The organism is Novosphingobium huizhouense, from assembly GCF_020179475.1.
In the GTDB taxonomy this organism is placed as follows: domain Bacteria; phylum Pseudomonadota; class Alphaproteobacteria; order Sphingomonadales; family Sphingomonadaceae; genus Novosphingobium; species Novosphingobium huizhouense.
In genome coordinates, this window is sequence record NZ_JAILXZ010000006.1 from 90,171 (window position 1) to 116,263 (window position 26,093).

Annotated in this window: 16 protein-coding genes and 3 tRNA genes; 9 read left to right on the plus strand and 10 right to left on the minus strand. The window is 70.0% G+C overall.

Annotation, left to right across the window (positions count from 1 at the left end):
- Positions 1-2 precede the first annotated feature (2 nt).
- The gene (locus K3A85_RS17230; protein ID WP_225207744.1) at positions 3-299 is read right to left on the minus strand and encodes a DUF3297 family protein; all 297 of its coding nucleotides are present in this window, start codon (positions 297-299) and stop codon (positions 3-5) included.
- 91 nt (positions 300-390) lie between these two features.
- Here K3A85_RS17230 and K3A85_RS17235 point away from each other — a divergent pair.
- Positions 391-465: transfer RNA gene (locus K3A85_RS17235), tRNA-Val, on the plus strand.
- A 1,067-nt stretch (positions 466-1,532) separates the two neighbouring features.
- Positions 1,533-1,609, plus strand: a tRNA-Pro gene (locus K3A85_RS17240).
- 104 nt (positions 1,610-1,713) lie between these two features.
- Here the strand turns inward: K3A85_RS17240 and K3A85_RS17245 are convergent.
- The gene (locus K3A85_RS17245; protein ID WP_225207745.1) at positions 1,714-2,058 is read right to left on the minus strand and encodes a hypothetical protein; all 345 of its coding nucleotides are present in this window, start codon (positions 2,056-2,058) and stop codon (positions 1,714-1,716) included.
- Between the two features lie 657 nt (positions 2,059-2,715).
- On the opposite strand from K3A85_RS17245, the gene K3A85_RS17250 reads away from it, so the two are divergent.
- Positions 2,716-3,237, plus strand: a complete 522-nt coding sequence (locus K3A85_RS17250; protein ID WP_225207746.1) for a hypothetical protein — start codon at positions 2,716-2,718, stop codon at positions 3,235-3,237.
- Between the two features lie 25 nt (positions 3,238-3,262).
- Here K3A85_RS17250 and K3A85_RS17255 read toward each other — a convergent pair whose 3' ends face one another.
- Both K3A85_RS17255 and K3A85_RS17260 read right to left on the minus strand, forming a co-directional pair.
- A complete protein-coding gene (locus tag K3A85_RS17255) occupies positions 3,263-3,856 on the minus strand; it encodes a gamma carbonic anhydrase family protein (protein ID WP_225207747.1) in 594 nt (197 codons plus the stop codon).
- 14 nt (positions 3,857-3,870) lie between these two features.
- Positions 3,871-5,409, minus strand: coding sequence for an acetyl-CoA acetyltransferase (locus K3A85_RS17260; RefSeq protein WP_225207748.1), 1,539 nt, complete (start codon positions 5,407-5,409; stop codon positions 3,871-3,873).
- A 147-nt stretch (positions 5,410-5,556) separates the two neighbouring features.
- Between K3A85_RS17260 and K3A85_RS17265 the strand changes: the two genes are divergently transcribed.
- Positions 5,557-7,185: a GMC family oxidoreductase gene (locus K3A85_RS17265; protein WP_225207749.1), complete on the plus strand. Its 1,629-nt coding sequence runs from the start codon at positions 5,557-5,559 to the stop codon at positions 7,183-7,185.
- An 18-nt stretch (positions 7,186-7,203) separates the two neighbouring features.
- The gene (acuI, locus tag K3A85_RS17270) at positions 7,204-8,181 is read left to right on the plus strand and encodes an acrylyl-CoA reductase (NADPH) (RefSeq protein ID WP_225207750.1); all 978 of its coding nucleotides are present in this window, start codon (positions 7,204-7,206) and stop codon (positions 8,179-8,181) included.
- A gap of 36 nt (positions 8,182-8,217) precedes the next feature.
- On the opposite strand, the gene K3A85_RS17275 is transcribed toward acuI, so the two are convergent.
- The 3 genes from K3A85_RS17275 to K3A85_RS17285 all read right to left on the minus strand — a co-directional run bounded on the left by K3A85_RS17275 (position 8,218) and on the right by K3A85_RS17285 (position 13,422).
- The gene (locus K3A85_RS17275; protein WP_225207751.1) at positions 8,218-10,104 is read right to left on the minus strand and encodes an AMP-binding protein; all 1,887 of its coding nucleotides are present in this window, start codon (positions 10,102-10,104) and stop codon (positions 8,218-8,220) included.
- A gap of 74 nt (positions 10,105-10,178) precedes the next feature.
- Positions 10,179-11,942: an MFS transporter gene (locus K3A85_RS17280; protein WP_225207752.1), complete on the minus strand. Its 1,764-nt coding sequence runs from the start codon at positions 11,940-11,942 to the stop codon at positions 10,179-10,181.
- A gap of 34 nt (positions 11,943-11,976) precedes the next feature.
- Positions 11,977-13,422 carry a DcaP family trimeric outer membrane transporter gene (locus K3A85_RS17285; protein ID WP_225207753.1) on the minus strand — a complete coding sequence of 482 codons (1,446 nt, stop codon included), beginning with the start codon at positions 13,420-13,422 and terminating at the stop codon, positions 11,977-11,979.
- Positions 13,423-13,607: 185 nt separating this feature from the next.
- Between K3A85_RS17285 and acs the strand changes: the two genes are divergently transcribed.
- The 3 genes from acs (at position 13,608) to K3A85_RS17300 (ending at position 17,363) form a co-directional block, all read left to right on the plus strand.
- Positions 13,608-15,557, plus strand: coding sequence for an acetate--CoA ligase (gene acs, locus K3A85_RS17290; protein ID WP_225207754.1), 1,950 nt, complete (start codon positions 13,608-13,610; stop codon positions 15,555-15,557).
- Positions 15,558-15,719: 162 nt separating this feature from the next.
- A complete protein-coding gene (locus tag K3A85_RS17295; protein WP_225207755.1) occupies positions 15,720-16,661 on the plus strand; it encodes a MerR family transcriptional regulator in 942 nt (313 codons plus the stop codon).
- 78 nt (positions 16,662-16,739) lie between these two features.
- Positions 16,740-17,363 carry a LuxR C-terminal-related transcriptional regulator gene (locus tag K3A85_RS17300; RefSeq protein ID WP_225207756.1) on the plus strand — a complete coding sequence of 208 codons (624 nt, stop codon included), beginning with the start codon at positions 16,740-16,742 and terminating at the stop codon, positions 17,361-17,363.
- Here the strand turns inward: K3A85_RS17300 and K3A85_RS17305 are convergent.
- Both K3A85_RS17305 and K3A85_RS17310 read right to left on the minus strand, forming a co-directional pair.
- Positions 17,360-20,716, minus strand: coding sequence for a hybrid sensor histidine kinase/response regulator (locus tag K3A85_RS17305; RefSeq protein ID WP_225207757.1), 3,357 nt, complete (start codon positions 20,714-20,716; stop codon positions 17,360-17,362). The genes K3A85_RS17300 and K3A85_RS17305 overlap by 4 nt on opposite strands.
- A gap of 524 nt (positions 20,717-21,240) precedes the next feature.
- Positions 21,241-22,494, minus strand: a complete 1,254-nt coding sequence (locus K3A85_RS17310; RefSeq protein WP_225207758.1) for an MgtC/SapB family protein — start codon at positions 22,492-22,494, stop codon at positions 21,241-21,243.
- Between the two features lie 167 nt (positions 22,495-22,661).
- Here K3A85_RS17310 and K3A85_RS17315 point away from each other — a divergent pair, with 167 nt between their 5' ends.
- The gene (locus K3A85_RS17315; protein WP_225207759.1) at positions 22,662-25,994 is read left to right on the plus strand and encodes an acetyl-CoA carboxylase family protein; all 3,333 of its coding nucleotides are present in this window, start codon (positions 22,662-22,664) and stop codon (positions 25,992-25,994) included.
- Positions 25,995-26,004: 10 nt separating this feature from the next.
- On the opposite strand, the gene K3A85_RS17320 is transcribed toward K3A85_RS17315, so the two are convergent.
- Positions 26,005-26,081: transfer RNA gene (locus K3A85_RS17320), tRNA-Met, on the minus strand.
- Between the last annotated feature and the right edge of the window lie 12 nt (positions 26,082-26,093).

Below are 26,093 nucleotides of genomic sequence, written 5' to 3' on the forward strand. Positions count from 1 at the left end.
CTTCAGGCCTTGGCGACCGGCGCGTCCTCGCCCAAGTCCTCGTACCACGCCTCGACCGGACCGTTCAGCTTGAGCGTCAGCGGATTGCCCTTGCGATCCATCGTCTTGCCCGCCTGGACACGGACCCAGCCTTCGGAAATGCAGTATTCCTCGACGTTGTTGCGGACCACGCCCTTGAAGCGGATGCCCACGCCACGGCGCAGCTTGTCCGCATCGAAGTACGGGCTGCGCGGATTGATGGCGAGGTGATCCGGCGGCACGTCGGGGCCGGAAGTCTGCGGAATGGTTTCGTCGGTCATGGTGCGCGGCAAATATCTTGCCCACCCCACTTGTCAATCGCAGCCGCACCGGATAGAGGCGCGCCCCTGCCCCGGCTCCACGCCGGCGAGCGGGCGCGTAGCTCAGCGGTAGAGCACACCCTTCACACGGGTGGGGTCACAGGTTCAATCCCTGTCGCGCCCACCACTCAAACCCGCAGGGGTCCCTGCGGGTTTTTGTGTTTCTGGCGACCCGATCTCTCCCGTTTGGACCTTCGCACCCGAAGAGCCGCCCAGCAACTGCCGCCCCCTTCTCATCCTCTCCGTGCAGGAGACGGCGCTGGATGCGGTGCTGGGTCAGAGCCCCGCCGCCTTCGCAAGCCAGGTGTCTGCGCGCAAGGAGAGCGCCCGCCGCCAAATCCGCCCGCCCCGAGCCCGTCGAAGGGCCGCCCTTCCTTGAGCGCAGCACCGAGACAGACCGCAACGCCGCCCCAACCGCAAGGCCAGCGCCGGAAGACGTCCCGGGAGCGCGAGGGGCCCTGCCCCTCGCACCGTCCCTTCTCCTTCAACCCTCCCCAACCCATCTTGACACGACTAACCATATAGGTTATACGCCGCCCCACGGACCGGGAGCGGCATGGCCGGCTTGCTCTTCGCTCCTTCGGGGTTGCGCCCATGCGGCAAGGCCCCGACGCGACCGGCGCGGGTCGGCGCTGCGGGAAGCCGGATCTCTCACCAGATGCGGCGAGCGAGGGCGTAAAGCCCCAAGTCCCTCAGGGCATACCCAGCCAGTGCAACGGACGGGCGGATGTGGTGCGGTGGTTCAGCCGCGTGGCAGCGCTCCCATGAAGTCCGGTTCCGGTCCGGCCTGGCCCCCTCGCGCGGCCCTGCTTATCCCGGAACTTATCCTTAGGGACTCGCTACGGACCCGATGCGGCACGCGAGCCGTCGCAAGGGATACGAGCCCCCGTCCGAACAAGGCCGAGCCGTGCGGGAAGCAACGCCCCCGCCGGCCACTCGCCAGAGCGTTCACCGCCCTCCTTCGCGCAGCGCCAGGCAATGGCGCCCGCGCCGGTCGCGCAGGTCCGTTCCGTTTCCCCAAGGCGTTAGGTCCGGGTTCGCCGCCGGATGGTTTCGTGTGTGCGGCCTCGACGATCACCGCACAAAACGCGCGGCGCGAGCCCTGCGCAAATTGACTCGGCGGCGCACACCTGCCATGCGCCGGGCCGTTCGATGAACGACGTCGATCCGCCGCCGCGGTCGGATCGCCCCGGTCGGGGAGTAGCGCAGCCTGGTAGCGCATCTGGTTTGGGACCAGAGGGTCGTAGGTTCGAATCCTATCTCCCCGACCATTTTTCCCGACGCGACCTTTTTCCTGCGATCTTCGACCGGTTCGTGGATGGCTGGTCTGCGGCCGCACGCCCTCGACACTCTCGATCGCGGCTCGTCCTGTCATTCAGGGCTTGATCAGGACTTTGAGCGCTTCGCGTCGGTCCATGGCAGCATAGCCTTGCGGCACGCCCACGCGACCGACCGCGCCGCCAGCGCGCATGACGCCCATCGACGTTTCCATCGCCTGACCGGTGCCGACGCGTTCCAGCACCGGTTGCGCGCCGAGTCCGCCGGTCAAGGCGCGCACGCGTTCCACGCCTTCATCGCCCCGTTCGCGCAACCCCGGCGCGGGCGAGCACGCCTGTTCGAAGCCTTCAACCAGAGCCTTCTCGAAAACCCCATCCCCATCGGCGCGTGAGGCGCTGCCTTCCGCAGACTGAGGAAATCCGGTGGCCGAGAGCTTCTTCACCAACCTGATCAACAACGCCGCAGACACGGACGTCGAGTTCCCGGCGATCTGGGCCGTGAACGCATAGCGGGGCCTTCGAGGTTTGAGGCAGAACGGCCATCTGCGGGGTCGTGGGCGGGTCCGAACCCTGCCACCGCAGCCAATCGATCGCCTGCCCCCCGAAAGGTCGGGAGCACATTTGGTACGGGATCAGCGGTTGTTGTCGCGATTGCGGGAGCGGCGCAGGCGGCGGCAGAGCCATTCGGCGAAGGTCAGCGCGCAGACGAACACCAGCAGCACGATCGAGGCGACAGTCAGGTACATCGGACGGTCTCCTCGCGGGCGCGCCGCGGCCTGGCGTCAGGCTTCAGGCGATGCGGTCATTCGGCCCGTGCCACGATTATAGATAAAGTTCATAGTTTCGTCGAGTCAGGGGGAGCCCTCCGGGCATTGGGCCGAGAACGCGCGCGGTTCGTCGCGTCCACCAGTTGCGCTCGCCTGCGACAAACAGCGCGCACCGCGCGCTCGCCCCCTCCGCTGCGCGGCGGATAGCCGGGAGTTCCGCTCGTCGGGCCGACCCCGTGCCCGGGTTACGCTCGCCTTTTGCGCCGCCCGCCCGGTGCGGAACGAAGCGCCCGGCGGCTCCTTGTAAGGGCGCACCAAACGCACGGAGCAGCCATGACTACCGCATCAGCCATCTTCGATACCCACGCGCAAGCCGAACGGGCGGTCAGCGACCTGCGCGCGCTCGGCGTCGACGACGCCCGCCTCTCGGTCATCGCGCACCACGGCGGCTCGACCACCGTCAGCAATGTCGACGGCGACGTGACCGACGACGACCATCGCAACGTCCTGCGCGGCATCCTGGGCGGCGGCGCGCTGGGCGCCGGGCTCGGCGTCGCCGCGCTCGCCATTCCCGGGGTCGGGCCGCTGGTCGCCGCGGGCGCCATCGCCGCCTCGGCAGTGCCGAGCGCGATGGGCATCGGCGCCGCGATCGGCGCGATCGGCGGCACGCTCAACGAGACGCTGACCAAGCACGGCGTCAGCGACGAGGACGCCGCCTACTACAACGAACGCATGCGCGACGGCGCGGTCGTGGTCACCGCCGAGGACGATTCGATCGGCTACGATGCGCTGCAGGATGCGCTGCACCGCGCCGGCGGCCACAACGCCCGCCGCGGCGCGACGACGACGATCTGACCCCGGCGCGACGCTCCCGGCGGCCTCACACGCCGCCGGGGCGTCCGTCCCAGGCCGCCACCGCCGCCTCCACAGCAGCCTTGTGCGCGCGGCCGTTCTCGACATAGTGGGCAACGCCCGCGCGCATCCCCGCGATCGCCTCGTCGGTCAGATCGCGCATGAAGGCGGCCGGGCGCCCGCCCCACAGCTGCCGCGCGCCGATCCGCTTGTTCGGCGTCAGCAGCGCGCCCGCCGCCAGCATGCCGTCGCTTTCTATCACGCAGCCGTTCATCACCGTGGTCGACAGGCCGACGAAGCCGCGGTCCTCGATCGTGCAGCCGTGGATCATCGCGATGTGGCCGACCAGCACGTCGTCGCCGATGATCGTCGGAAAGCCGTTCGGATGGCGCGGCTCGGGGCTGTCGCAGTGGATCACCGTGCCGTCCTGGATATTGCTGCGCGCGCCGATCACCACGCGGTTGACGTCGGCGCGGATCACGCAGTTGTACCAGATCGACACGTCTGGCCCGATCTCGACATCGCCGATGATCCGGCAGCCCGGCGCGATGAAGGCGCTGTCGTGGATGCGCGGGGCCTTGCCGTGGATGGCGATGATCGTGGTGTCGGGCCGGTTGGTCATCTCTTCTCGTCTCCTCAGCCCAGCACGAAGCCGTTGCGCTTCTCGTCCGGCGTCACCGTCACCTTCCGGCCCAGCGGATCGCTTTCGATCATCGCGGCGATGGTCGCGGCATCGCGGCTTTCCGCGATGAACCGCCCCCCGCTGTCGAGATCGCCGATCACGATCGCCTGGACCGGGTCGGCCTTGGCATAGACCACCGTATAGGTGCCCACGGTGCCGGCCCCCTCTGGCCTTTCTGCCAGCACCGCCTTGGGTACGGCGTCGAGCTTGTCCTGCACCGTCTTGGTTTCGCAGCTCGGCCATGCGCGCGGGGTGGTGGACAGGATCGCCGCGCCGTACTTCGACTGGAACCCGCCGTTGAGGCCGACGAAGCCGAAGCTGCCGGGCTTTTCGCGCAGAGTTTCGGTCATGCTGGCAAAGGCATGCATCGAATAGTTGTTGCCCGCCCCGCCGAAGTAGGGAAGCCCGCCGGTGACCGTCAGCCCGCGCGGGTCCTGCGGCGAAAGGCCCAGATAGCGCACCGCGGCGTTGAACACCGGGATCGGGAAGCAGGAATAGAAATCGAACGCCGCCATGTCGTCGGCGCTCTTGCCCGCAGTCGCGAAGGCGGCGTCGATCGCGCCCTTGGCCGCCGGGTAGGCTTCGATCTCGGGCCGGTCGAGGATCTCGCGCTCGGTGGCGAGCGCCGCGCCGTGGAGGTAGACCCACTTGTCTTCGGGCACACCCGCCTCGCGCGCGGCCTTGACCGACATCAGCACCACCGCCGCCGCCTGGTTGACCTGGTCGCGCGACACCAGCTTGAGCGGATAGGGATCGGCGATCATCCGGTTGCGCTCGCCCACGGTGGCGATCTCTTCCGCGCTCATCGGCTTGACCGCCGCCGAGCTGTAGGGGTTGGTCGCAGCGACTTCGGTAAACGGGGCGAACAGCTTGCCCATTTCGAGCGCATAGTCGGCGCGCGACAGGCCCAGCTTGGCCCGGCGCGCGTTCTCGCACAGCGCATAGGCGACGACCGGCGCGCGGATGCCATGCGCGATGCTGGTGGCCGAAAGCGTGCCTTCGAAGCCCATCCCCATGTCGATCATCTCGCCATCGTCATGCTCGGCCCAGTCGCGCGTCTCGCCCTTGGCCAGCAGGTGCCGCACGGTGGAGATGGCTTCGCTGCCGAACGCGAGCGCAGCCTCGACTTCGCCGCGCGCGATCTTGTCGCCCAGGTCCGCGATCAGCGCGAGCGGCGACTGGCCGCCGACCTTGTGCAGGATGGCAACGTCGGGCTTGATGCCAAGCCGACGCGCCACGGCGAGCGGCATCTTCTCGGCGCGGCCGAACGGCACCTGCATCGCGCCCGATTCCTCGAACGTGCGCACCGATCCCACCGCCTTGATGCGCCCGGAAATGTCCGCGCCAGAACCGCCCTTGGCATCGGCAATCGCGGCGGCGGCGGCGCGTTCGGACAAGTCGGCGAACGAAAGCCCGGCATAGTCGGGCGCGTCGATCCGCTCGACGAACTGGCCGACGCCGACGATGACGGGGGTGGTATCGCTGACGGTCACGTTCGGGCACCTCTTGCATGGCGGCGGTGCGGCAGGCTTGCTTGCCTTACGCGCACTTGTGCCGGTTGATTCGCGGCTCCATCAGTGTTCTTAACCGGACGATTAATCAACCGCCGTTGCGAGACGGGCGGCGCGAAGGGAGCGGACTTGGCGAGCGCGCGGACGAGACTCGAGGGCGACTGGGACAATATCGTGGTCGGCGCAGGCTCGGCCGGATGCGTCGTCGCCAACCGCCTGTCCGCCGATCCCGGCACGCGCGTGCTGCTGCTCGAGGCGGGCGGGCGCGACGACTGGATCTGGTTCCACATTCCCGTCGGCTACCTGTTCGCGATCGGCAATCCGCGCGCCGACTGGATGTTCGAAACCGAAGCCGAACCCGGCCTCAACGGCCGCGCGCTCAAGTATCCGCGCGGCAAGGTGATCGGCGGCTGCTCGGCGATCAACGCGATGATCTCGATGCGCGGGCAGGCGGCCGACTACGACCACTGGCGCCAGCTGGGCCTCGAAGGCTGGAGCTGGGCCGACGTCGCGCCGGTGTTCCGCCGCTTGGACGACCACTTCCTCGGCGATGGAGAACACCATGCAACCGGCGGCGAATGGCGGGTCGAACCGCCGCGCGTGCGCTGGGCCGTGCTCGATGCCGTGGCCCGCGCGGCGAACGCGATGGGCGTCGCTTCGGTGCCCGATTTCAACACCGGCGACAACGAAGGCGTCGGCTATTTCCATGTGAACCAGAAGCGCGGGGTGCGCTGGTCGGCGGCGACGGCGTTCCTCAAGCCGGTGCTGGGGCGGCCCAACCTGCGGCTCGAAACCGGGGTGCTGGTCGACCGCGTGGTGATCGAACAAGGCCGCGCCGCCGGCATCCGCTATCGCCGCGACGGCGAGGTGGTGGAGGCGCGCTGCCGGGGCGAAGTGATCCTGTGTGCAGGCGCGGTGGCGAGCCCGCTGATCCTGCAACGCTCCGGCGTCGGCCCGGCGGCGGAGCTGGCGCGCCACGGCATCGCCCCTCTGCTCGACCGGCCGGGCGTCGGCGGCAACCTGCAGGACCATCTGCAGCAGCGCGCGATCTACACCGTGGCGGGGGTGCGCACGCTCAACGAAACCTACTGGAACCTCGCCCGCCGGGCGTGGATGGGGGTGGAATACGCGCTGTTCCGCAGCGGGCCGCTGACGATGGCGCCTTCGCAGCTCGGCCTGTTCACCCGCTCATCGCCCGAACACGAGCGCGCCAACATCCAGTTCCACGTCCAGCCGCTGTCGCTCGACAAGTTCGGCGATCCGCTGCACCGCTTCCCCGCGATCACCGTGTCGGCCTGCAACCTGCGGCCCACCTCGCGCGGGGTGGTGCGGCTGCGCTCGGCCGATCCGGCGGACAAGCCGGTGATCGCGCCCAATTACCTGGCGACCGAGGAAGACCGCCGTGTCGCCGCCGACGCCATCCGCGTCACCCGGCGGCTGATGGGACAGAAGCCGCTCGCCCCCTATCGCCCGGCCGAATGGCTGCCCGGCCCCACCGTCGGCGACGACGAGGCCGCCCTGGCCAAGGCCGCCGGCGACATCGGCACGACGATCTTCCACCCCGTCGGCACCGCCAGGATGGGCCGGACCGACGATCCTGCCGCGGTGGTCGACGCCCGGCTGCGCGTGATCGGCATCGCGGGCTTGCGCGTCATCGATGCCTCGGTCATGCCGACGATAACTTCGGGAAACACCAATACCCCGACCGTGATGATCGGCGAAAAGGGCGCGCAGATGGTGCTCGCCGACCGCAGATAACCCGAGAGGACAGCGACGATGAAGGCGATCGTGATCGACAAGAGCGAAGGCGGGCAGACCGTCGCGCTCAAGGACTTCCCCGAAGGCGAGCTGATGGACGGCGAAGTCACCGTGCGCATCAGCCATTCGACGATCAACTACAAGGACGGCTTGGCGCTCACCGGCGCCGCGCCGATCGTCCGGCGCTTTCCGATGATCCCCGGCATCGACTTTGCCGGCGTGGTCGAAAGCTCGTCGAACGCAGACTACAAGCCGGGCGATGCGGTGCTGCTCAACGGCTGGGGCACCAGCGAGACGCACCTTGGCGGCTATGCCGAAAAGAGCCGCGTGCCAGCGCACATGCTGGTGCCGCTACCGGAGGGCCTGACCGCGCGCCAGGCGATGGCGATCGGCACGGCGGGCTATACCGCGATGCTTTCGGTCATGGCGATCGACGCTGCGGGCGTGACGCCGGAGCATGGGCCGGTGGTGGTGACGGGCGCCGCGGGCGGTGTCGGCTCGGTCGCGATCGCGCTGCTCGCTCGCGCCGGCTGGCACGTGATCGCCTCGACCGGGCGGACGGAGGAAGCGGACTATCTGAAGGGCCTCGGCGCTGCCGAAGTGATCCACCGCGACGAACTGTCGGGGAGCCCCAAGCCGATCGCGGGCGAACGCTGGGCGGCGGCGGTCGATTCGGTCGGCTCGAACACGCTCGCCAACGTGCTCGCGCAGACCAAGTACGACGGCGCGGTGACGTCCTGCGGCCTTGCCCAGGGCATGGACCTGCCCGCCTCGGTCGCGCCGTTCATCCTGCGCGGGGTGAAGCTGCTCGGCATCGAATCGGTCCACTGCCCGCGCCCGCGCAGGCTCGAGGCCTGGCGGCGGCTGGCGAGCGAACTCGACCTCGACAAGCTCGAGGCGATGATCACCACCGTGCCGCTCGAGGGCGTGATCGAGCTCGGCCCGCAGATCCTTGCCGGCAAGGTGCGCGGCCGCGTGGTGGTCGAGATCGGCTGAGAACGGCGGCCTCGCGCCGCCCGCGCCCTGCGCCGGTCAGACCTCGGCGTGGGCGCGGACGCGGGCCAGCAGCATCGCCGGCACCGCCGGATCGTCGATGGTGGGCGGCGTCGCCACCTCCTCGCCGTTGACGATCTTGCGCAGCAGGTTGCGCAGCGTCTTGCCCGAGCGCGTCTTGGGCAGCGCGGGGACGACATAGGCGGTCTTCAATGCCGCGACGGCGCCGAGTTCGCTGCGGACAGCCCGGATCACCGCATCGTGGAGCGCCTGTTCGCTTCCCGCCCCGGCGCGGGGCACGACGAAGGCGACCGGGATCATCCCCTTGATCGAATCGTCCGCCCCGATCACCGCGCATTCGGCGACGCCGTCGACGGCGGCGACGATCTGCTCCATCTGTCCGGTCGAGAGGCGATGCCCGGCGACGTTGATGATGTCGTCGGTGCGGCCCATGATGTGGACGAAGCCGTCCTCGTCGATGAAGCCGGCGTCGCCGGTTTCGTACCAGCCGGGGAAGGTGGCGAAGTTCTTCGCGAACCCGGCATGGTTGTTCCACAGCGTGCGGAACACGCCGGGCGGCAGGGGACTGCGCAAGACCACCGCGCCGCTCTGCCCGGTGGGCACCGGATGCCCGCCTTCGTCGAGGATCGCGAATTCATAGCCGGGCACCGGAAAGCCCGCGCTGCCGCGCTTGCGGCGCAAGTCGCCGAGCGCGACGCAGGAGGCGAGCGCGGGCCAGCCGAGTTCGGTCTGCCACCAGTGGTCGATCACCGGCAGGCCCGACTTGTCCTCGAGCCAGCCGATGGTGTCGGGATCGGCGCGCTCGCCGGCAAGGAAGATCGCCTGGCACTGGCCGGTGCCGATCTCGTTGAGGAAGGTGGCGTCCGGGTCCTCCTTGCGCACCGCGCGGATCGCGGTGGGGGCGGTGAAGAAGGTCTTCACGCCGTGGCGCGCGATGGTGCGCCAGAAGGTGCCGGGATCGGGCGTGCCGACCGGCTTGCCTTCGAACAGGACGGTGGCCGCGCCGACCAGCAGCGGCGCATAGACGATGTAGCTGTGCCCGACGACCCAGCCGACGTCGCTCGCGGCCCAGAACACATCGCCCGCGCCGATGCCGTAGATGTTGGCCATCGACCAGGCGAGCGCGACGGCGTGGCCGCCGTTGTCGCGCACCACGCCCTTGGGCGTGCCGGTGGTGCCCGAGGTGTAGAGCACGTAGAGCGGATCGGCGGAGGCGACCTCGACCGGGGCCGGCGCGGGATCGCCGGCAGTGGCGGCGCGCAGGGTGTCCCAATCGAGATCGCGGAGGGAGGAAAGCTCTGCCACGGGGCCTGTATCGCGCTGATGGAGCACGACGTGGTCGACCGCGTGGGCGGCGAGGCGCAGGGCTTCGTCGACCAGCGGCTTGTAGGCGATCGTCCGCGCGCCCTCGATCCCGCAGCTGGCGGTAAGGACGAGGCGGGGCGCGGCATCGTCGATGCGCTTGGCGAGTTCGAGGGGCGCGAAGCCACCGAACACGACCGAATGGATCGCGCCCAACCGCGCGCAGGCAAGCATGGCGAAGACCGTCTGCGGGATCATCGGCATGTAGAGCACGACGCGATCGCCCCTGGCCAGCCCAAGCGAAGCCAGCATCGCGGCGACGCGGCCGACTTCTTCGAGCAGCTCGGCATAGCTGTAGGCGCGGACGGTGCCGGTGACCGGGCTGTCGTAGATCAGCGCGGTTGCCTCGCCGCGCCCCGCCGCGACATGGCGGTCGACGCAGTTGGCGCAAGTGTTGAGCGAGGCGCCGGGATACCAGCCCTGCGCTTCATCGAAAGAGCGCGCAGGCGGAGTGATCCACTCCACGCTGCGCGCCGCCTGCGACCAGAAGTGCTCCGGCTGGTCGATGCTGTCGCGCCAGGCCTGTTCGTAGGCTTCGCTCATGTCCTGTCCCTGCATTATGTGCTGGCGCCCGGTGTGCCGCGTGTGCGGGCCGGGCGCCAGTTCGACTTTGGTCGTCAGTTGTCGATGCTGCGCTTGTAGGTTTCGGGCAGCACGACGAGGCCGATCACCACCGTCGCCGCGGCGACGACCACGGGGTACCAGAAGCCGTGGTAGATATCGCCGTTGGCCGCGACCATGGCAAAGCCGATGGCGGGCAGCAGGCCGCCGAGCCAGCCGTTGCCGATGTGATAGGGCAGCGACATCGACGAGTAGCGGATGCGGCTGGGGAACAGTTCGACCAGCATCGCTGCGATCGGGCCGTAGACCATGGTCACCAGCAGCACGAGGTAGAACAGGAGCGCGACGACCAGCGGCTTGTTCATCCGTGCCGGGTCAGCCTTGGCGGGATAGCCGACCTTGGCGAGTTCACCGACCACGGCGGGCTTGGCTTCGACCGCGGGCTTGCCGGCGCTGGCAGGCGCGGCCTTCACTTCGGGCGCGCCGACGACCTGCGCGGTGAAGGCGGCGATGGCCTTCTTGCGATCGTCGCCCGAAATCTTGGCCGGATCGGGAGCGACGATGGTGGTGCCGCCGATGGTGACCGAAGCGATGGTACCGGCAGGCGCGGCGACGTTTTCGTAGTTCACCGAGGCCTTGGCGAGGGCGTTCTTGACGATGTCGCAGCTGGTGCTGTCGAACTTGTTGGCGCCGACGGGATCGAACTGCGAGGAGCATTCGCCCGCGTAGGCGGTGACCTTGACCGGGGCATTGGCCTGCGCATGGGCGAGCGCGGGGTTGGCCGCTTCAGTCAGCGCGTGGAACACCGGGAACATGGTTGCCGCCGCAAGCGCCGCGCCGCCGAGAATGATCGGCTTGCGCCCGACCTTGTCCGACAGCCAGCCGAAGAACAGGAAGAAGGGCGTCGCCATGACGAGTGCGATGATCGTCAGCGTGTTGGCCTGGATGCCATCGACCTTGAGCATCTTTTCAAGGAAATACATCGCGTAGAGCTGGCCGGTGTACCACACCACGGCCTGGCCCATGATTGCGCCGAAGAAGGCGATGAGCACGATTCTGAGGTTCTTCCACTCACCGAAAGCTTCGGTCAGCGGCGCCTTGGAAGCGGTGCCTTCGCTCTTCATCTTCTGGAAGACGGGGCTTTCGTGCAGCTTGAGGCGCAGCCACAGGCCGACACACAGGAACACGCCCGACAGCAGGTAGGGCACGCGCCAGCCCCAGGCCTTGAACGCGTCTTCGCCCACGCCCGTCACCGGCGAGCGCACGGTGATGACGATCAGCAGCGCCATGGCAAGGCCGGCGGTGGCGGTGATCTGGATCCAGCTGGTGTAGAGCCCGCGCTTGTTGTTCGGCGCGTGTTCGGCGACGTAGGTCGCCGCGCCGCCGTATTCACCGCCCAGCGCCAGGCCCTGGAACATGCGCAGCACGACGAGCATGATGGGGGCGGCGACCCCGACCGTCTCGTAGGTCGGCAGGCAGCCGACGAGGAAGGTCGAGAGGCCCATGACCAGCAGGGTGATGATGAAGGTGTAGCGGCGGCCGAAGGTGTCGCCGATCTTGCCGAACACCAGCGCGCCGAAGGGGCGGACGATGAAGCCCGCCGCGAACACCAGCAGCGCCATGATGAACGAGGTGGTGGGGTTGAGCCCGGTAAGGAACTTGGCCGCGATGATCGAGGTCAGCAGGCCGTAGAGGTAGAAATCGTACCATTCGAACACCGTGCCGAGCGAGGACGCGGTGATGATCAGCTTTTCGCTGTGGGTGGCCCGGTGGTGCCTAGGCAGGGCGCTGAAATCGTCAGCTATGTCGATTTGCGACATGGGTTGGTCCTCTCCGTCGTTTGTCTTGTCTTTATCAGAAGCCGTACTTGGCGGCGAATTCGACCCGGTCGAGCTTGCCGCTGCCGCCGTTCACCAGCGTGCGCTGGCCGTGGCGCAGTTCGACGCCGAGGTCGATGTTCCTGACCGGCGACCAGAACAGGTTGCCGGCAAGGCTCCAGGCCTCGCGGTTGTAGGTGGCGATGCTGGCGGCCGCGATGTCGTCGGCGTAGCGGACGTGCTGGTAGCTGCCCATCAGGTTGGCGCGCAGGCCGGCTGCGATGCCGAGCCGCAGCGCCGCCATCGCGGCGAAGGTCGAAACGCCGTGCAGCGTGCCGCTGGCGGGATCGAGCACGGCGTCGGGCGCGAAGTTCACGCCGATGTAGCGGCTGGCGCCGTTGCCGTAGGTCGCCATGAAGCGCAGGTCGCTCACCCTATCGGTGCTCAGGTAGAGCTTGCCCGCGGCGCTGAGGCCCCAGCCGAAGCGGGTGTCCGAAAGCGCGCCGTTCTGGACGCGCAGCTGGCGGGCAAGGCCGGCCAGCGACAGTTCGCCGATCTTGCCCGCATAGGCGAGGCGCGCGGTCGCATCGGGCAGGTGGTCGTCGCCGGTTTCGGTCAGCGCCGGGGCGCCGAGGCTGGCCGAGGCGGTTTCCGGATTTTCCGCCGCGAGGTGGAGCGTCAGCGCCTTCGACAGCGGTTGCGAATAGCGCACCAGCGGCTGGCGGACGAAGACGGTGCCTTCGGTGGTGCCGACGTAGTCGGTGCTTTCGGGCAGCGCGCCGGTGTACTGGAAGGTGGTCCAGTCCTGGCCGAAGGTCCATTTGTCGACCTGCATCCACGCCCGGCGCAGCGCGAGGGTATAGCCGTTGGTGGTGCGCTGGTTGCCGCCGCCGGTGACATTGGCCGAGGTGTTGGGCGTGGTTTCGAAGTCGGTCTCGACATAGCCCTTCACCGCGTGCCCGGCGATGTCCGAGGCGAAGTTCAGCCACAGCCGGGTCTGGCGTGCGCTGAAGTCCTGATCGCGTGAGGCCGGCCCCTTCCCCACCGGGATCGACTGCGGCAGCCAGAAATCGCGGCCTTGCGTGTTGTTGGCCATCTCGCCGCCCGAGAAGCGGCTGTTGGTGGCAACGAGCTTGAGATAGCCGCCGAGCCGGACGGTGGTGTTGCCGTCGCGGAACCCTTCGGCGGGCGCGGCAGGCCGCGCTTCCAGCGTGGTGACGCGCTTTTCGACCGCCTCGGCCTTCGCGGTGGTCGCGGCGATCGCCTCGGCCTGCGCCTGCGCGGCGCCGGCCGCTTCGGCGCTCGCTGCCTGCTGCCGGCGCGCGGCCTCGAGATCGGCCCTGAGCGCGCTCATCTCGCCTTCGAGCTTCGTAAGCCGCGCCTCGAGCTCGGCTTCGTGGGGGGTGCGCGCCTGCGCCAGCGCGGGCAACGCCAGCGCGCCAGTCAGCAAGAGCGCCCGCAGCGCTTGTCTTGGTGTGTTCATCGGCCCTCTCCTCAGGCGTCCGTCTTGCGGGACGCTTCGTTCGATCCGAGGCGAGTTTCGGTCCGGGAGGCCTTGGCAACCAGAGCGCGAATGGTCTTATATCTACGACCAAGGTCTATCCGCGCAGCGTCGCCGGGCTGCGGTATCAGCAGCCCAAACGCAATAACGAGAGGAGTCCCAAGTCGATGGGCGAAGCCGTCTATCCCGTGCCTGCAAGCTGGGCCGCCAACGCGCTGGTCGACGAGGCGCGGTACGCCGAAATGTACCGCCGCTCGGTCGAGGATCCCGAAGGCTTCTGGGCCGAACACGGCCGACGCCTCGACTGGATCAGGCCCTACACCAAGGTCAAGAACACCTCGTACCACGAAGCCAATTTCGGGATCCGCTGGTTCGAGGACGGGTCGCTCAACCTTTCGGCCAATTGCCTCGACCGGCATCTGGCGAGCCGCGGCGATGCCATCGCCATCCTGTGGGAGCCGGACAGCCCCGACGAGAGCGAACGGCGCATCACCTATCGCGAACTGCACGCGGAAGTCTGCCGCTTTGCCAATCTGCTGAAAAGCCGGGGCGTGAAGAAGGGCGAGCGGGTGACGATCTACCTGCCGATGGTGCCCGAGGCAGCAGTCGCCATGCTCGCCTGCGCGCGAATCGGCGCGATCCATTCGATCGTCTTTGCCGGCTTCTCTCCCGATGCGCTGGCGGGCCGCATCACCGACTGCGACAGCCGCGTGGTGCTGACCGCGGACGAAGGCCTGCGCGGCGGCAGGAAGGTTCCCTTGAAGGCCAACGTCGACGAAGCGCTCAAGCAGTGTCCCGATGTCGATACGGTGGTGCTGCTGCGCCGCACCGGGGCCGACGTCGCCTTCGTCGAAGGCCGCGACGTGGACTGGGCGAGCGCGGTGGCCGGGCAGAGCGCCGACTGCGCGCCTGAGGAAATGAACGCGGAAGACCCGCTGTTCATCCTCTATACCTCCGGCTCCACCGGCAAGCCCAAGGGCGTGCTGCACACGACCGGCGGCTATGCGGTGTGGGCCTCGATGACCCACGAGTACGTGTTCGACTATCGCCCGGGGCAGATCTACTGGTGCGCCGCCGATATCGGCTGGGTAACCGGCCATTCCTACGTCGTCTACGGCCCGCTGATGAACGGCGCGACCACGGTGATGTTCGAAGGCGTGCCCAACTTCCCCGATCCCAGCCGGTTCTGGCAGGTGGTCGACAAGTTCGGCGTCGAGATCTTCTACGGCGCGCCGACCGCGTTGCGCGCGCTGATGCGCGAAGGCGACGACTGGGTGAAGCGGACCAGCCGGAAGTCGCTGCGGCTGCTGGGGTCGGTGGGCGAACCGATCAATCCCGAGGCGTGGGAATGGTATCACAAGGTGGTGGGCGATGGCCGCTGCCCGATCGTCGACACCTGGTGGCAGACCGAGACCGGTGGCGCGATGATCACGCCGCTGCCCGGCGCGACGCCGTTGAAGCCAGGGTCAGCGAGCCGTCCGTTCTTCGGGGTGAAGCCCGCGCTCGTCGACAACGACGGCAACCTGCTCGACGGGGCGACCGACGGGTGCCTCGTCATCACCGACAGCTGGCCGGGCCAGATGCGCACAGTCTGGGGCGACCACGAACGCTTCTTCCAGACCTATTTCAGCACGTTCAAGGGCCTGTACTTCACCGGGGACGGCTGCCGCCGCGACGAGGACGGGTACTACTGGATCACCGGCCGAATCGACGACGTGATCAACGTGTCGGGCCACCGCATGGGCACCGCCGAAATCGAGAGCGCGCTGGTCGCGCATCCCAAGGTGGCCGAGGCGGCGGTGGTGGGCATGCCGCACGACATCAAGGGCCAGGGCATCTACGCCTTCGTTACCTGCAACGCCGAGATCGAACCCGACGAGGGCTTGCGCAAGGAACTGGTCGCCTGGGTGCGCCACGAGATCGGCCCGATCGCGACGCCCGACGTCATCCAGTTCGCGCCCGGCCTGCCCAAGACCCGCTCGGGCAAGATCATGCGCCGCATCCTGCGCAAGATCGGCGAGAACGACGTGTCGAACCTGGGCGACACCTCGACGCTGGCCGATCCCTCGGTGGTCGACAACCTGCTCGCCAACCGGCCGCAGCTGGCGCAGGCCTGATCCCGCAAGCCGGCCAACGCCCCAGGGTTCGCCTGCCCCCGCGCGCCGCAGCCTCCGGCGCGTGGGGGCGATCCCTCCGAAATTGAGCAGGTTCGGATTTGCATCGCCCCGCAAGCCCGTAGGATCGCGCGCCAAATAAAGGTGTCGCTTTGGGGAGCGGCTATGAAACTGCAGCGTAGCCCGAGCGACCTGTTCGACCTTGCCGGCGAAACCGGACTTTCGACCGAATTGCTGCGCCTGTGGCAGGCGCACGTCGGCTTTCCCCTGCCCGAGCGGACCGAGCAGGGCGAGGCCTACTTTCCCGACTGGCAGGTCCGCCGCCTCAAGATCATTCGCCGCCTGATCGCGCTGGGCGAGCCGCCCGCCCGGCTGCACGAGCTGGACGAGGAGGAGCTGGCCGCGCTGCTCGACTATCGCTCGCGCGTCCACGATGCCCCGCCCGCTGCGCCCGCGACGACGCGGATCGAAGACTACATCCACATGCTCGCCTCGAATGCGTTCGACGATGTCGAGGCGGCGATGCAGGGCCACGTGATCGAGCAGGGGCTCGAAGACTTCGTGCTCACCGTGGCCGCGCCGCTCGGCGTCGCGGTCGGTCGCGCCTGGGAACGCGGCGTGCTTACCATCGGGCAGGAGCACATCTTCTCGGACCTTTTGATGCGCACCTTGCGCGCCTGTTCGAGCACGCTGTTCCAGCCGGTCAGGCTGGTCCAGGCCAAGCCGCTGGTGCTGCTCTGCACGCCGCCGGGCGAAGTCCACGTGCTCGGCCTCGCGATGGTCGAGACGCTGCTGCTGCTGCAGGACTGCCGCCCGCTCCACCTCGGCGCGGGCCTGCCGACCGACGAGATCGCGCGCACCGCGCAAGGCGTCGGGGCCGACATCGTGGCGATCTCGGTCTCGGCCGCATATCATCCCGGGCGCGCCGTCGAGGTGCTCGCCGAGCTTGCCGCGACCCTGCCGGGACCGATGGAGATCTGGGCCGGCGGGGGCAGCAGCGGCCTGTGTCAGCCCCTGCCCGCGCGGGTGCGCACCTTTACCGCGCTCGATGCGATCGCCCCGGCGGTGGAAGCCTGGCGGCGCAGCCACACGCCCCACTTCGGATAGAGCTTTCCCCCGCCCGCGCAGGTGGTTAAGCTGGCTTCGCGCGTCGCCTGCCGGCGCGCAGGGGGAGAGCACGAGACCTTGAGCGGGACCATCCTGATCGCGGACGACCACCCGCTGTTCCGGCAGGCGCTGGCGCTTGCGGTCGCCACGGTCGCCCCCGACGCGACGGTGGTCGAGGCGGGCACGCTCGCCGCCGCGGCGAGGGCCGCGGCAGAAGCGCAGGACCTGCGGCTGGTGACGCTCGACCTCAAGATGCCGGGCGCGATCGGCTACTCCGGCATCGCCCTGCTCCATGCCGAGCGGCCGCACGTGCCGATCCTCGTCGTTTCGGGCGCGGAGGGCGCCAATGCCGCCGAGGAGGCGCGCGCGTTCGGCGCGGTCGGCTTCCTGCGCAAGGACGCCGACCTCGCGCTGATCGAGCAGGCCATCGCCGCCGCGCTGGGCGGCGCGCCGGTCGCGCCGCGCCGCGCCGATGCGGTGGACGAGGTGCGCAGCGCCGTGGCAGGGCTCACGCCGACCCAGCTCAAGGTGCTGCTGGCGGTGCTCGACGGCAAGCTCAACAAGCAGGTCGCCCACGAACTCGGCATGAGCGAGGCGACGGTGAAGGCGCACATGACCGCGATCATGCGCAAGCTCGACGTGCGCAACCGCACCCAGGCGGCGCTGGTCGCCCGCTCGCTCGGGCTCGACCTCAGGCCTTAGGCCGCACCCTCCGCTCCCGGCGCGGCCGCGGCGAGGAACGCTTCGATCGCGGCGGGATCGGCGGGCTTGGCGAGGAACGGAAGGCGCCGGTTGCGCGCGGTGCGCACCAGCGCCGGATCGCTCTCGGCCGTGACCAGCGCGACCGGCAGCCCGGGACGGCGGCGGCGCAGGCGGGTGATCAGGGCGAGGCCGTTCTCGCCGTGGTCGAGGCTGTAGTCGACCAGCGCGGCATCGACCCCGTCGGCCACCGCCAGCGCCTGCGCGCCGTCCCGCGCGCCGCAGGCGGCATGGCCGGCGCTCTCGAGCAGGGCGGTGGTCGCCTCGAGGATCGCCGGGTCGTTGTCGACCACGAGCACGCGCAGTGCCCGCGGCGGGCGCAGGCCGCCGGACGCGCGCCCGGGCGCCGGCGCCTGGGCCGGGCCCGCCGCGGCGGGCAGGGTGACGCTGAAGCGGCTGCCATGGCCGGGGCGCGAGGCGAGCGCGAGGTCGAGCCCGAGCAGGCGCGCGATCCGTTCGACGATCGCGAGCCCCAGCCCCAGCCCTTCGGCCTCGACCGCGTGGAGCCGCGTGAATTCGGCGAAGATCGCGCGCGCCTGGTCGGGCGGGATGCCGACGCCGCTGTCAACCACGTCGATCCGCCAGGCCGCGCCGCGCCTCCGCACCCCGATGACGATGCCGCCCGACGGAGTGTATCGCACCGCGTTCGACAGCAGGTTCTGCAGCACCGAGCGCAGCAGCCCGGGATCGGTCAGCGCCCAGCCCTGCGCCGAGCCGACCGCGAGCCGCAGCCCCTTCGCCTCGGCCAGCGGCCGCAGTCCCTCGGCGATGTCGCGCACCAGCGGTCCCAGCGCGACCAGCTCGGGGTCGGGCGTGATGCCGCCGGCATCGAGCTTGGAGATGTCGAGCAGCGCGCGCAGCAGGTCCTCGGCGGCGACGATCGCGCGGTCGACCCGCGCCACCAGCGGGCGCTGCGGCTCGCTCGCCTGGCGCTCCAGCGCGCGCGCGAACAGGCGCGCGGCGTGGAGCGGCTGGAGCAGGTCGTGGCTCGCCGCCGCGAGGAAGCGCGTCTTCTCGCGCGTCGCATCGGCGAGACGGCGGTTGGCCTGCGACAGCGCCTCGGTGCGCTCGGCGATGCGGTCCTCCATTGCGTCGAGCGTGCGGCGCAGCTCGGCGCGCAGGGCGGCGTCGTCGGTCACGTCGGTGAACGAGGTGAGATAGCCGCCGCCGGGCATCGGCCCGCCGACCGACTTGATCACCCGGCCATCGCGCCGGATGCGCTCGGAGACATAGGGCCGGCGCGCGCGCAGGCGTTCGAGCCGGCGTTCGACCTGCGCCTCGACATCGCCGGGAAAACCGCCGCGGCGGACGTTGTGGCGGATCAGTTCGGCCACCGGCACGCCGACCCGGACCAGCCCGGGCGGATAGTCGAACATCGCGACATAGCGCTGGTTCCAGGCGACGAGGCACAAGTCGGCGTCGATCACGCTGATCCCCGAGGGCAGGTTCTCGAAGCTGGCGGCGAGCAACTGGCGCGAGAAGCGCAGCGACTGCCCGCCTTCGTCGAGCAGGCGGGTGACGTCCTCAATGCCGAGTTGCCCGCCGACCAGCGCCGAGCCGACCAGCGCGCGCGCCGAGGAGGCGCCGACCACCGCGGCGATCAGGTCCTGCGCGCGGCGCGCGGCGGCGCGGTCGACCGGCGCGGTGTCGGTCGCGGGCGGGAACGCGGCGGCAGCGCCTTCCTCGCCGATGAAGCGGGCGGCGAGCGCGCGCAGTTCGCCGATGTTGCGCACCGGCCGCTGGCCGCGGGCAAGGCGCGGCGCCGCCGCCCCCGCGCCGCGCCGCGCCGAAAGCGCTAGCAGCGCGATCGCGTTGGCGCTGAGGCTCCACAGCGCGCCGTGGACGAGCGGCGTCGCCCGGCCGATGCCGAGCAGGCGGAGCGGATCGAGCGCGGTCCCGGCAAGCGTCGCGAGCCAGGCCGGCGGCAGGATCGGCGGAAGCGCCAGCGTCCACACCCACAGCGCAAAGCCCACCGCCAGGCTCACCTTGCCCGCCAGCGGATCGCGGCCGTTGCGGTTCACGGCGAGGACGAGATGCGGCGCGAACTGCGCCATCGCGGCAAAGGCAACGAGGCCGATCGAGGCAAGCGAGCTGCGCGGCGGCAGCAGCAGCGCCCAGGCGAGCGACAGCCCGACCACGCCGAGGATCGTCGCGCGCCGCACCAGCAGCATCCGCCGTCCCAGCGCGCCCGCACGGGCGCCGTCCTCGCCTTCGCCCTCGCTGCGCAGGACGGCAGGGAAGATCAGGTCGTTCGAGACCATCGTGGCGAGCGCGGTGGCGTCGACGATGACCATCGCCGCGGCCGAACTGAGCCCGCCGAGCAGCGCGGCCACGGCAATGGCGTGGGCGCCGGTCGCCTCGGGCAGCGCCAGCACGAACAGGTCGGGCGGCGTGCCCGGCGGCAGCGCGATCAGCCCCGCCGCCGCGATCGGGATGATCAGTGCCGCCATCGCGGCGAGATAGGCGGAAAAGCCGAATCGCGCGCGGGGCAGATCCGATGGGTGCTGCGCCTCGGCCAGCGCGATGTAGAACTGTCGCGGCAGGACCAGCACCGCCATCGCCGACAGCGCGCCGATCACCGCGACCTCGAGCGAGAGATGCCCCGGCGCGAAGCGCGCGGCGAGCTCGCCCAGGCCCTGCGCGCGGCGCACCGGCGCGGCGCCTGCGATCGCCATCACTGCCGCCGTGCCGACCAGCACCAGCGCGGCGAGCTTGATCGCGGATTCGAGCGCGATCGAGAACAGCAGCCCCTCGTTGCGACCGGCCACCTCGTAGCGGCGCGCGCCGAACAGGATCGCGAACAGCCCGAGCACCAGCGCGGCCGCGAGCATGACCGGCACGGTCACGTCCGCGCCCGAGACGACCGCGATCGCGCTGCCGATCGAACGCAGCTGGAGCGCGCCGTAGGGCACCACGCCGCACAGCGCGATCAGCGTGACGAGCCGGGCGATGCCGGGATCGTGGCCAAAGCGCGCGGCGAGGAAGTCGGAGATGGTGGTCGCGCGCTCGGCATGGACCGCTTCGGCGAGCCGGCGCAGGAAGCCGGGCGCGGCCAGGAGCACGATGCAGGGAGCAAGGTAGATCGGCAGATAGTTCCAGCCCTCGCGCACCGCGCTGCCGACCGCGCCGTAGAAGGTCCAGCTCGAGCAATAGACCCCGAGCGCAAGGGTATAGGCCGAGTGCCGCAACCGCTGGGCGGCGCGCCAGCGCATCGCGCGCGATTCCACCGTGGCGGCGAAAGCGAACAATGCGGCGATCAGCAGCAGCGCGAGCAGCGCGGCGAACCCCAGGCTCATGCAACCTCTCTCGTCCCGGCCGCTTCACCCGCGCGGCGGCGGAGCAGGCGATGGCGGAGCGCGGAGTTTGAACCCGCCGGGGCCGAAGGCAAGACCTTCGTGATCCTTGCGCGCGCCAGGGGTTGCACGGCGCTTACCCGGCAGTCCGCCGGACGCAACGAATCCCGGCGCCGCATGGAGACGCAGCACGGAGGCAGAAAGCGGGAAAGGCGGGTGATCGTCTTCAGGAGCTGGTCGTAACACCCGGCGCGGTGCGTTTTAACGCATCCTCTCCCAAGACCGCGCCGGGCGAACGTCTCTGACGGTGCGACAACACTATCGTCCTTTTGCGTATTGACCAGCAAAAATGTCAGGTACGGGAAAATGCTCAGGACTTGGTGCGCAAGGGCTACATGGGCGCGGTAAACGGCTGATAATATGCGAGATTCCGGCGCTCGACGGGTTGCCGGTGGTTTCGTTTGCGACTGCATCGCCATAGCCTCTTCCGCAACCGGTCAACCGCGCCACCGGCGAATCACCCGCCATCAGGTCCGCAGCGCCAGCACGGCCAGCCCCGCGCCCGAGGCCGCCAGCGCCGCGAGCAGCGGCGTGGCGGCGCGCCACCCGTCCCGGCCGGGCGCGATGACCAGCGCCATCACCGCCTTGACCAGCGTGTTGGCGAGCACGGGGCCGGCCAGCAACAGCCCCGCCCGCTCGGCCCCGATCGCGTCCGGGGCAAGCCCGGCGAGCGTCAGCACCGCGGCATCGACGTCCATCATCCCGGTCAGCGCGAGGACCGTCCCCATCCCCGCATCGCCGTACCGGGCAAGCGCCCAGCGTGCGATCAGCGAGAACAGCGCCACCATGACCGCAAGGACCAGCGCCGGGCGGAAATCGAGCGGGTTGCCAAGGCGGACCTCTCCGCCGGCGGCCTCGCCCTGTTGCCGCCACGCCGCCAGCGCGAAGCCTGCGGCGACCAGCGTCGCCGGCGCGAGCGCCATGGCAAGGCTGGGAAGCGCGCGCGGAACCAGCATCAGCGCAAGGACCTGCACGCGCAGGAACATCACGATCGAGGCGAGCGCGATTCCGGCGACCAGCGCGCTGCGCGCTTCGGGTTCGCTGCGCAGGCGCCGGGCATAGTCGGCCGTCACCGCGGTGGACGACACGATCGCCCCGGTCGCCGCCACCAGCAGCAGCCCGCGCCGCGAGCCCCAGCGGCGCGCAGCGGCGTATCCCGCGAACGAAAGGCCCGCCACGATCACCACGACCATCCAGATCCTTCGCGGATTCCATGCATCGAACGGGCCGAACGCCCGGTCCGGGAGCAGCGGCAGGGCGAGCAGCGCGATCAGCAGGAATCGCGCCGCCGCCTCGACCTCGATGGCGCTGAGGCCGACCAGCGCGCGGTGCAGCGCCGGGCGCGCCGCGAGCAGGGCAAAAGCGACGGCCGCGCCGCCGAGAGCGACGCCCGGCGCGATGCGCACCGCGGCCACGCCGAGCGCGAGCGTCAGCAGGCCGGCTACCGGGGTCGTCGCCGAGCGGATCGGGCTCTCCGCCTCGCTGCGGTAGCCGATCGCCAGCAGCGCGGCCGCGCCCAGCACCAGCGCGGCCGCGAGGGCATCGGGGAGCGCCCCAGCGAGCCCGCCGACCAGCCCAAGCAGGCCGAAGGTGCGAACGCCCGCGATGCGGGTGCCGGCGGGTCGCAGCCGCTGGCTCCATCCGCGCTCCACCCCGACGATCAGGCCGGTCAGCAGCGCGGCGGCGAGCGCCGTCAAGGTAGCGTTTTCGATCCCGCGCATGCGCCCCTCCCGCGACCGGCTTATCGCCGACGCGCGCGATGCGCCACCGCCCCGATCGCGTGCCGGGTCAACGAAATGCACGAGAGAGGGCTTTGCGATGCGGCAACGCCGGGTAAGACTGGGAAAAACAGCGGGGGCAGCCCCCAGGCATCGGGAAAGAGGAAGACGTGGCCAGCAAGGTTCTGATCGCCAACCGCGGCGAAATCGCGATCCGCATCGCGCGCACCGCCGCCGACCTCGGCATCGAGGCGGTGATGGTCCACCCCGCCGACGACGCAGGGTCGCTGCACGTCGACGCGGGAGACGCCGCGCATGTCCTGCCCGGACAAGGGGTCGCCGCCTACCTCGACCAGGCGGCGATCATCGCCATTGCGCAGCGCGAAGGTTGCGACCTTGTCCATCCGGGCTACGGCTTCCTCAGCGAAAACGCGGCCTTTGCCCGCGCCTGCGCCGATGCGGGACTGACCTTCGTCGGCCCCGCCGCGGAAACGCTCGACCTGTTCGGCGACAAGGCAGCGGCGCGCGCGCTGGCGCTGCGCTGCGGCGTGCCGACGTTACCGGGGTCGCAGGCGGCGGTCACCCCCGCGGAGGCGCGCGCCTTCCTTGCCGCGCAGGGCGCGATCATGCTCAAGGCGCTCGCCGGCGGCGGCGGCCGGGGCATGCGCATCGTCGAACGGGCCGACGCGCTCGACGAGGCCTTCGCCCGCGCGAGCTCGGAGGCCCAGGCCGCGTTCGGCGACGGCCGCCTCTATGTCGAGGCCTGCCTGCCGCGCGCGCGCCATGTCGAAGTGCAGGTGGTGGGCGACGGCAGCGGCGCTGTCCGTCACTTGTGGGACCGCGAATGCAGCCTGCAGCGCCAGCGACAGAAGCTGGTCGAGATCGCCCCCGCGGTCGGGATCACGGCGGACCAGCGCGCCGCCATTCACGACTCAGCGCTCGTTCTCGCGCGCGCGACGTCCTATCGCGGGATCGGCACGTTCGAATTCCTCGTCGATCTCGACGCGCCGGACCGCTTCGTGTTCATCGAAGCCAACCCGCGCCTGCAGGTGGAACACACCGTCACCGAGGAAGTGACGGGACTCGACCTCGTCGCCATGCAGTTCGCCCTGGCGCAGGGCGCTACGCTCGACGGGCTCGGGCTCGATCGCGCCGAGCCCGTCGGAGTGGCGATCCAGCTGCGGCTCAACACCGAGACGCTCGACCCGCAGGGCGAAGCGCGTCCCTCGGTCGGGACGATTACGCGCTACGAAATGCCGACCGGGCGCGGGGTGCGCGTCGACGGCTGCGGCCGGCGCGGCCACGCGCCGAGCCCGCGCTACGATCCCCTCCTCGCCAAGCTGATCGTGCGCGCGCCTGCTTACGCGGCCGCGGTGGCCAAGGCCCAGCGCGCGCTCGACGCCTGCGTGGTCGAAGGCGTCGCGACCAACCTGGCGCTGCTCAAGGCGCTGATGGCGCGCGCAGAGCTGGCCGAGGGCGTGTTCGACACGCGCTTCGTCGAACGCAACCTCGCCGAGCTGCTCGCCGCAGCTCCTGCCTCGGGCGATCGAGCGCGGCACCGCAGCGACGATCCGCTTGCGGTGCTGTCGGCGCGGCCCGGCATGGGAGAGGCGACTGCCGCGGCGGCGCCCTCGGTGCCCGAAGGCCAGGTGGCGGTGCGCGCGCCGATGGTCGGCACGCTGGTGGCGGTGACCGCCGCAGTGGGCAGCACGGTGCGCAAGGGCGAGACGCTGGCGGTGATCGAGGCGCTCAAGATGGAGCACGCGATCGTCGCGCCGGTATCTGGCACGCTGGCCGCGCTGTTCCATGCCGGCGGCGATGTCGTGGCCGAAGCCGCGGTCCTCGCGGCGATCACGCCCGACGACGACGCGGGCGCGGAAGGGGAGATCGTCACGGACGACGTGTCCACCGGTCCGCGCGCCGATCTCGAACGCGTGCGCGCGATGCACGCGCTGGTCGCCGATGCGGGCCGGCCCGAAATCGTCGCCCGGCGCCACGCGAAGGGCAAGCGCACCGCGCGGGAAAACATCGCGGACTTGTGCGATCCCGGCTCGTTCCGCGAATACGGGCCGCTGGTGACCGCCGGGCGGCGCTACGAGGACACCGAGGAGGACATCGACCGCCGCCTCGTCAAGACCGCATCGGACGGCCTGGTGATGGGCATCGGGCGCGTCAACGGCGACCAGTTCGGCCCCGAGCGCGCCCGCTGCGTGGCGATGAGCTACGACTACACCGTGCTCGCCGGCACGCAGGGCCACAAGAACCACGTCAAGACCGACCGCATGCTCGAAGTGGCGCGCAAGGCGCGGCTGCCGGTGGTGTTCTACACCGAGGGCGGGGGCGGACGCAGCGGCGGGACCTCGCCGGGCGATCCGACGCCGCCGCCGACCACGGTGGGCGGGCTCAAGTACCGAACCTGGGCGCACATGGGCAAGCTTTCGGGGCTGGTCCCGCTGGTCGGAATCGCCAGCGGCTTCTGCTTTGCCGGCAATGCGGTGTTGCTGGCGATGTGCGACGTGATCATCGCGACGAAGGATTCGAGCCTCGGCATCGGCGGGCCGGCGATGATCGAGGGTGGCGGGCTTGGCGTCTATGCGCCCGAAGACGTCGGTCCGGTATCGGTCCAGGCGCCCAACGGGGTGATCGACATCGTGGTCGAGGACGAGGCGGAGGCGACTTCGGTGGCGCGGCAGTACCTGTCCTATTTCCAGGGGCGGATCGAGACGTGGCTGGACGCCGACCAGGCGCCGCTGCGCCACGCGGTCCCCGAGAACCGCCGCGCCGCCTACGACGTGCGGCGGATCATCGAGACGCTGGCCGATGTCGGTTCGGTGCTGGAACTAAGGCGGGAATTCGCGCGATCGATGGTGACCACGCTGGCGCGCATCGAAGGGCGCCCGGTGGGGGTGGTCGCCAACAACTGCGCCTCGCCGACCGGCGGCGCGGTCGACAGCGACGGCGCGGACAAGGCGGCACGGTTCATGCAGTTGTGCAATGCCTTCGATATCCCCGTCGTCACGCTGATCGACGTGCCCGGCAACATGGTCGGGCCAGAGGCCGAGAGGACCGCGACGATCCGCCATTGCGGAAGGCTCTATGTGATCGGGGCGAACCTGCAGGTGCCGATGTTCTCGGTGGTGCTGCGCAAGGCCTATGGCCTGGGCGCAATGGCGATGAGCGCAGGGTCGCTGGACAGCCCGCTGTTCACGGTGGCTTGGCCAACGGGCGAATTCGCAGGCATGGGGATCGAGGGCGAGATCAAGCTCGGCCGGCGTGCCGAGCTTGCCGCGATCGCCGATGTCGAGGAGCGGCGCGCGCGCTACGAGGAGTTGCTCGCCAACGCGTACGCGTGGTCGAGCGCGGCCAATGGCGCGACGGTGTTCGAATTCGACGACGTGATCGACCCGGCCGAGACGCGCAGCTGGTTGGCGATGGGTTTGGAAGCGGTGGCTGGACGGCCTGCGCGCACCGGCAAGGTTCAACCTTGGATTGATGCCTGGTAAGTTTAGGATCTGGTTGCGGGGGCAGGATTTGAACCTGCGACCTTCAGGTTATGAGCCTGACGAGCTACCGGGCTGCTCCACCCCGCGTCACCATGTGGG

What these genes read in the sequence shown, in the direction of transcription:
- K3A85_RS17250 (WP_225207746.1), top strand. Translation starts at nt 2,716, where the DNA reads ATGACTACCGCATCAGCCATCTTCGATACCCACGCGCAAGCCGAACGG.
- K3A85_RS17280 (WP_225207752.1), bottom strand. Translation starts at nt 11,942, where the DNA reads ATGTCGCAAATCGACATAGCTGACGATTTCAGCGCCCTGCCTAGGCAC.
- K3A85_RS17255 (WP_225207747.1), bottom strand. Translation starts at nt 3,856, where the DNA reads ATGACCAACCGGCCCGACACCACGATCATCGCCATCCACGGCAAGGCC.
- K3A85_RS17275 (WP_225207751.1), bottom strand. Translation starts at nt 10,104, where the DNA reads ATGAGCGAAGCCTACGAACAGGCCTGGCGCGACAGCATCGACCAGCCG.
- K3A85_RS17285 (WP_225207753.1), bottom strand. Translation starts at nt 13,422, where the DNA reads ATGAACACACCAAGACAAGCGCTGCGGGCGCTCTTGCTGACTGGCGCG.
- acs (WP_225207754.1), top strand. Translation starts at nt 13,608, where the DNA reads ATGGGCGAAGCCGTCTATCCCGTGCCTGCAAGCTGGGCCGCCAACGCG.
- acuI (WP_225207750.1), top strand. Translation starts at nt 7,204, where the DNA reads ATGAAGGCGATCGTGATCGACAAGAGCGAAGGCGGGCAGACCGTCGCG.
- K3A85_RS17230 (WP_225207744.1), bottom strand. Translation starts at nt 299, where the DNA reads ATGACCGACGAAACCATTCCGCAGACTTCCGGCCCCGACGTGCCGCCG.
- K3A85_RS17295 (WP_225207755.1), top strand. Translation starts at nt 15,720, where the DNA reads ATGAAACTGCAGCGTAGCCCGAGCGACCTGTTCGACCTTGCCGGCGAA.
- K3A85_RS17310 (WP_225207758.1), bottom strand. Translation starts at nt 22,494, where the DNA reads ATGCGCGGGATCGAAAACGCTACCTTGACGGCGCTCGCCGCCGCGCTG.
- K3A85_RS17305 (WP_225207757.1), bottom strand. Translation starts at nt 20,716, where the DNA reads ATGAGCCTGGGGTTCGCCGCGCTGCTCGCGCTGCTGCTGATCGCCGCA.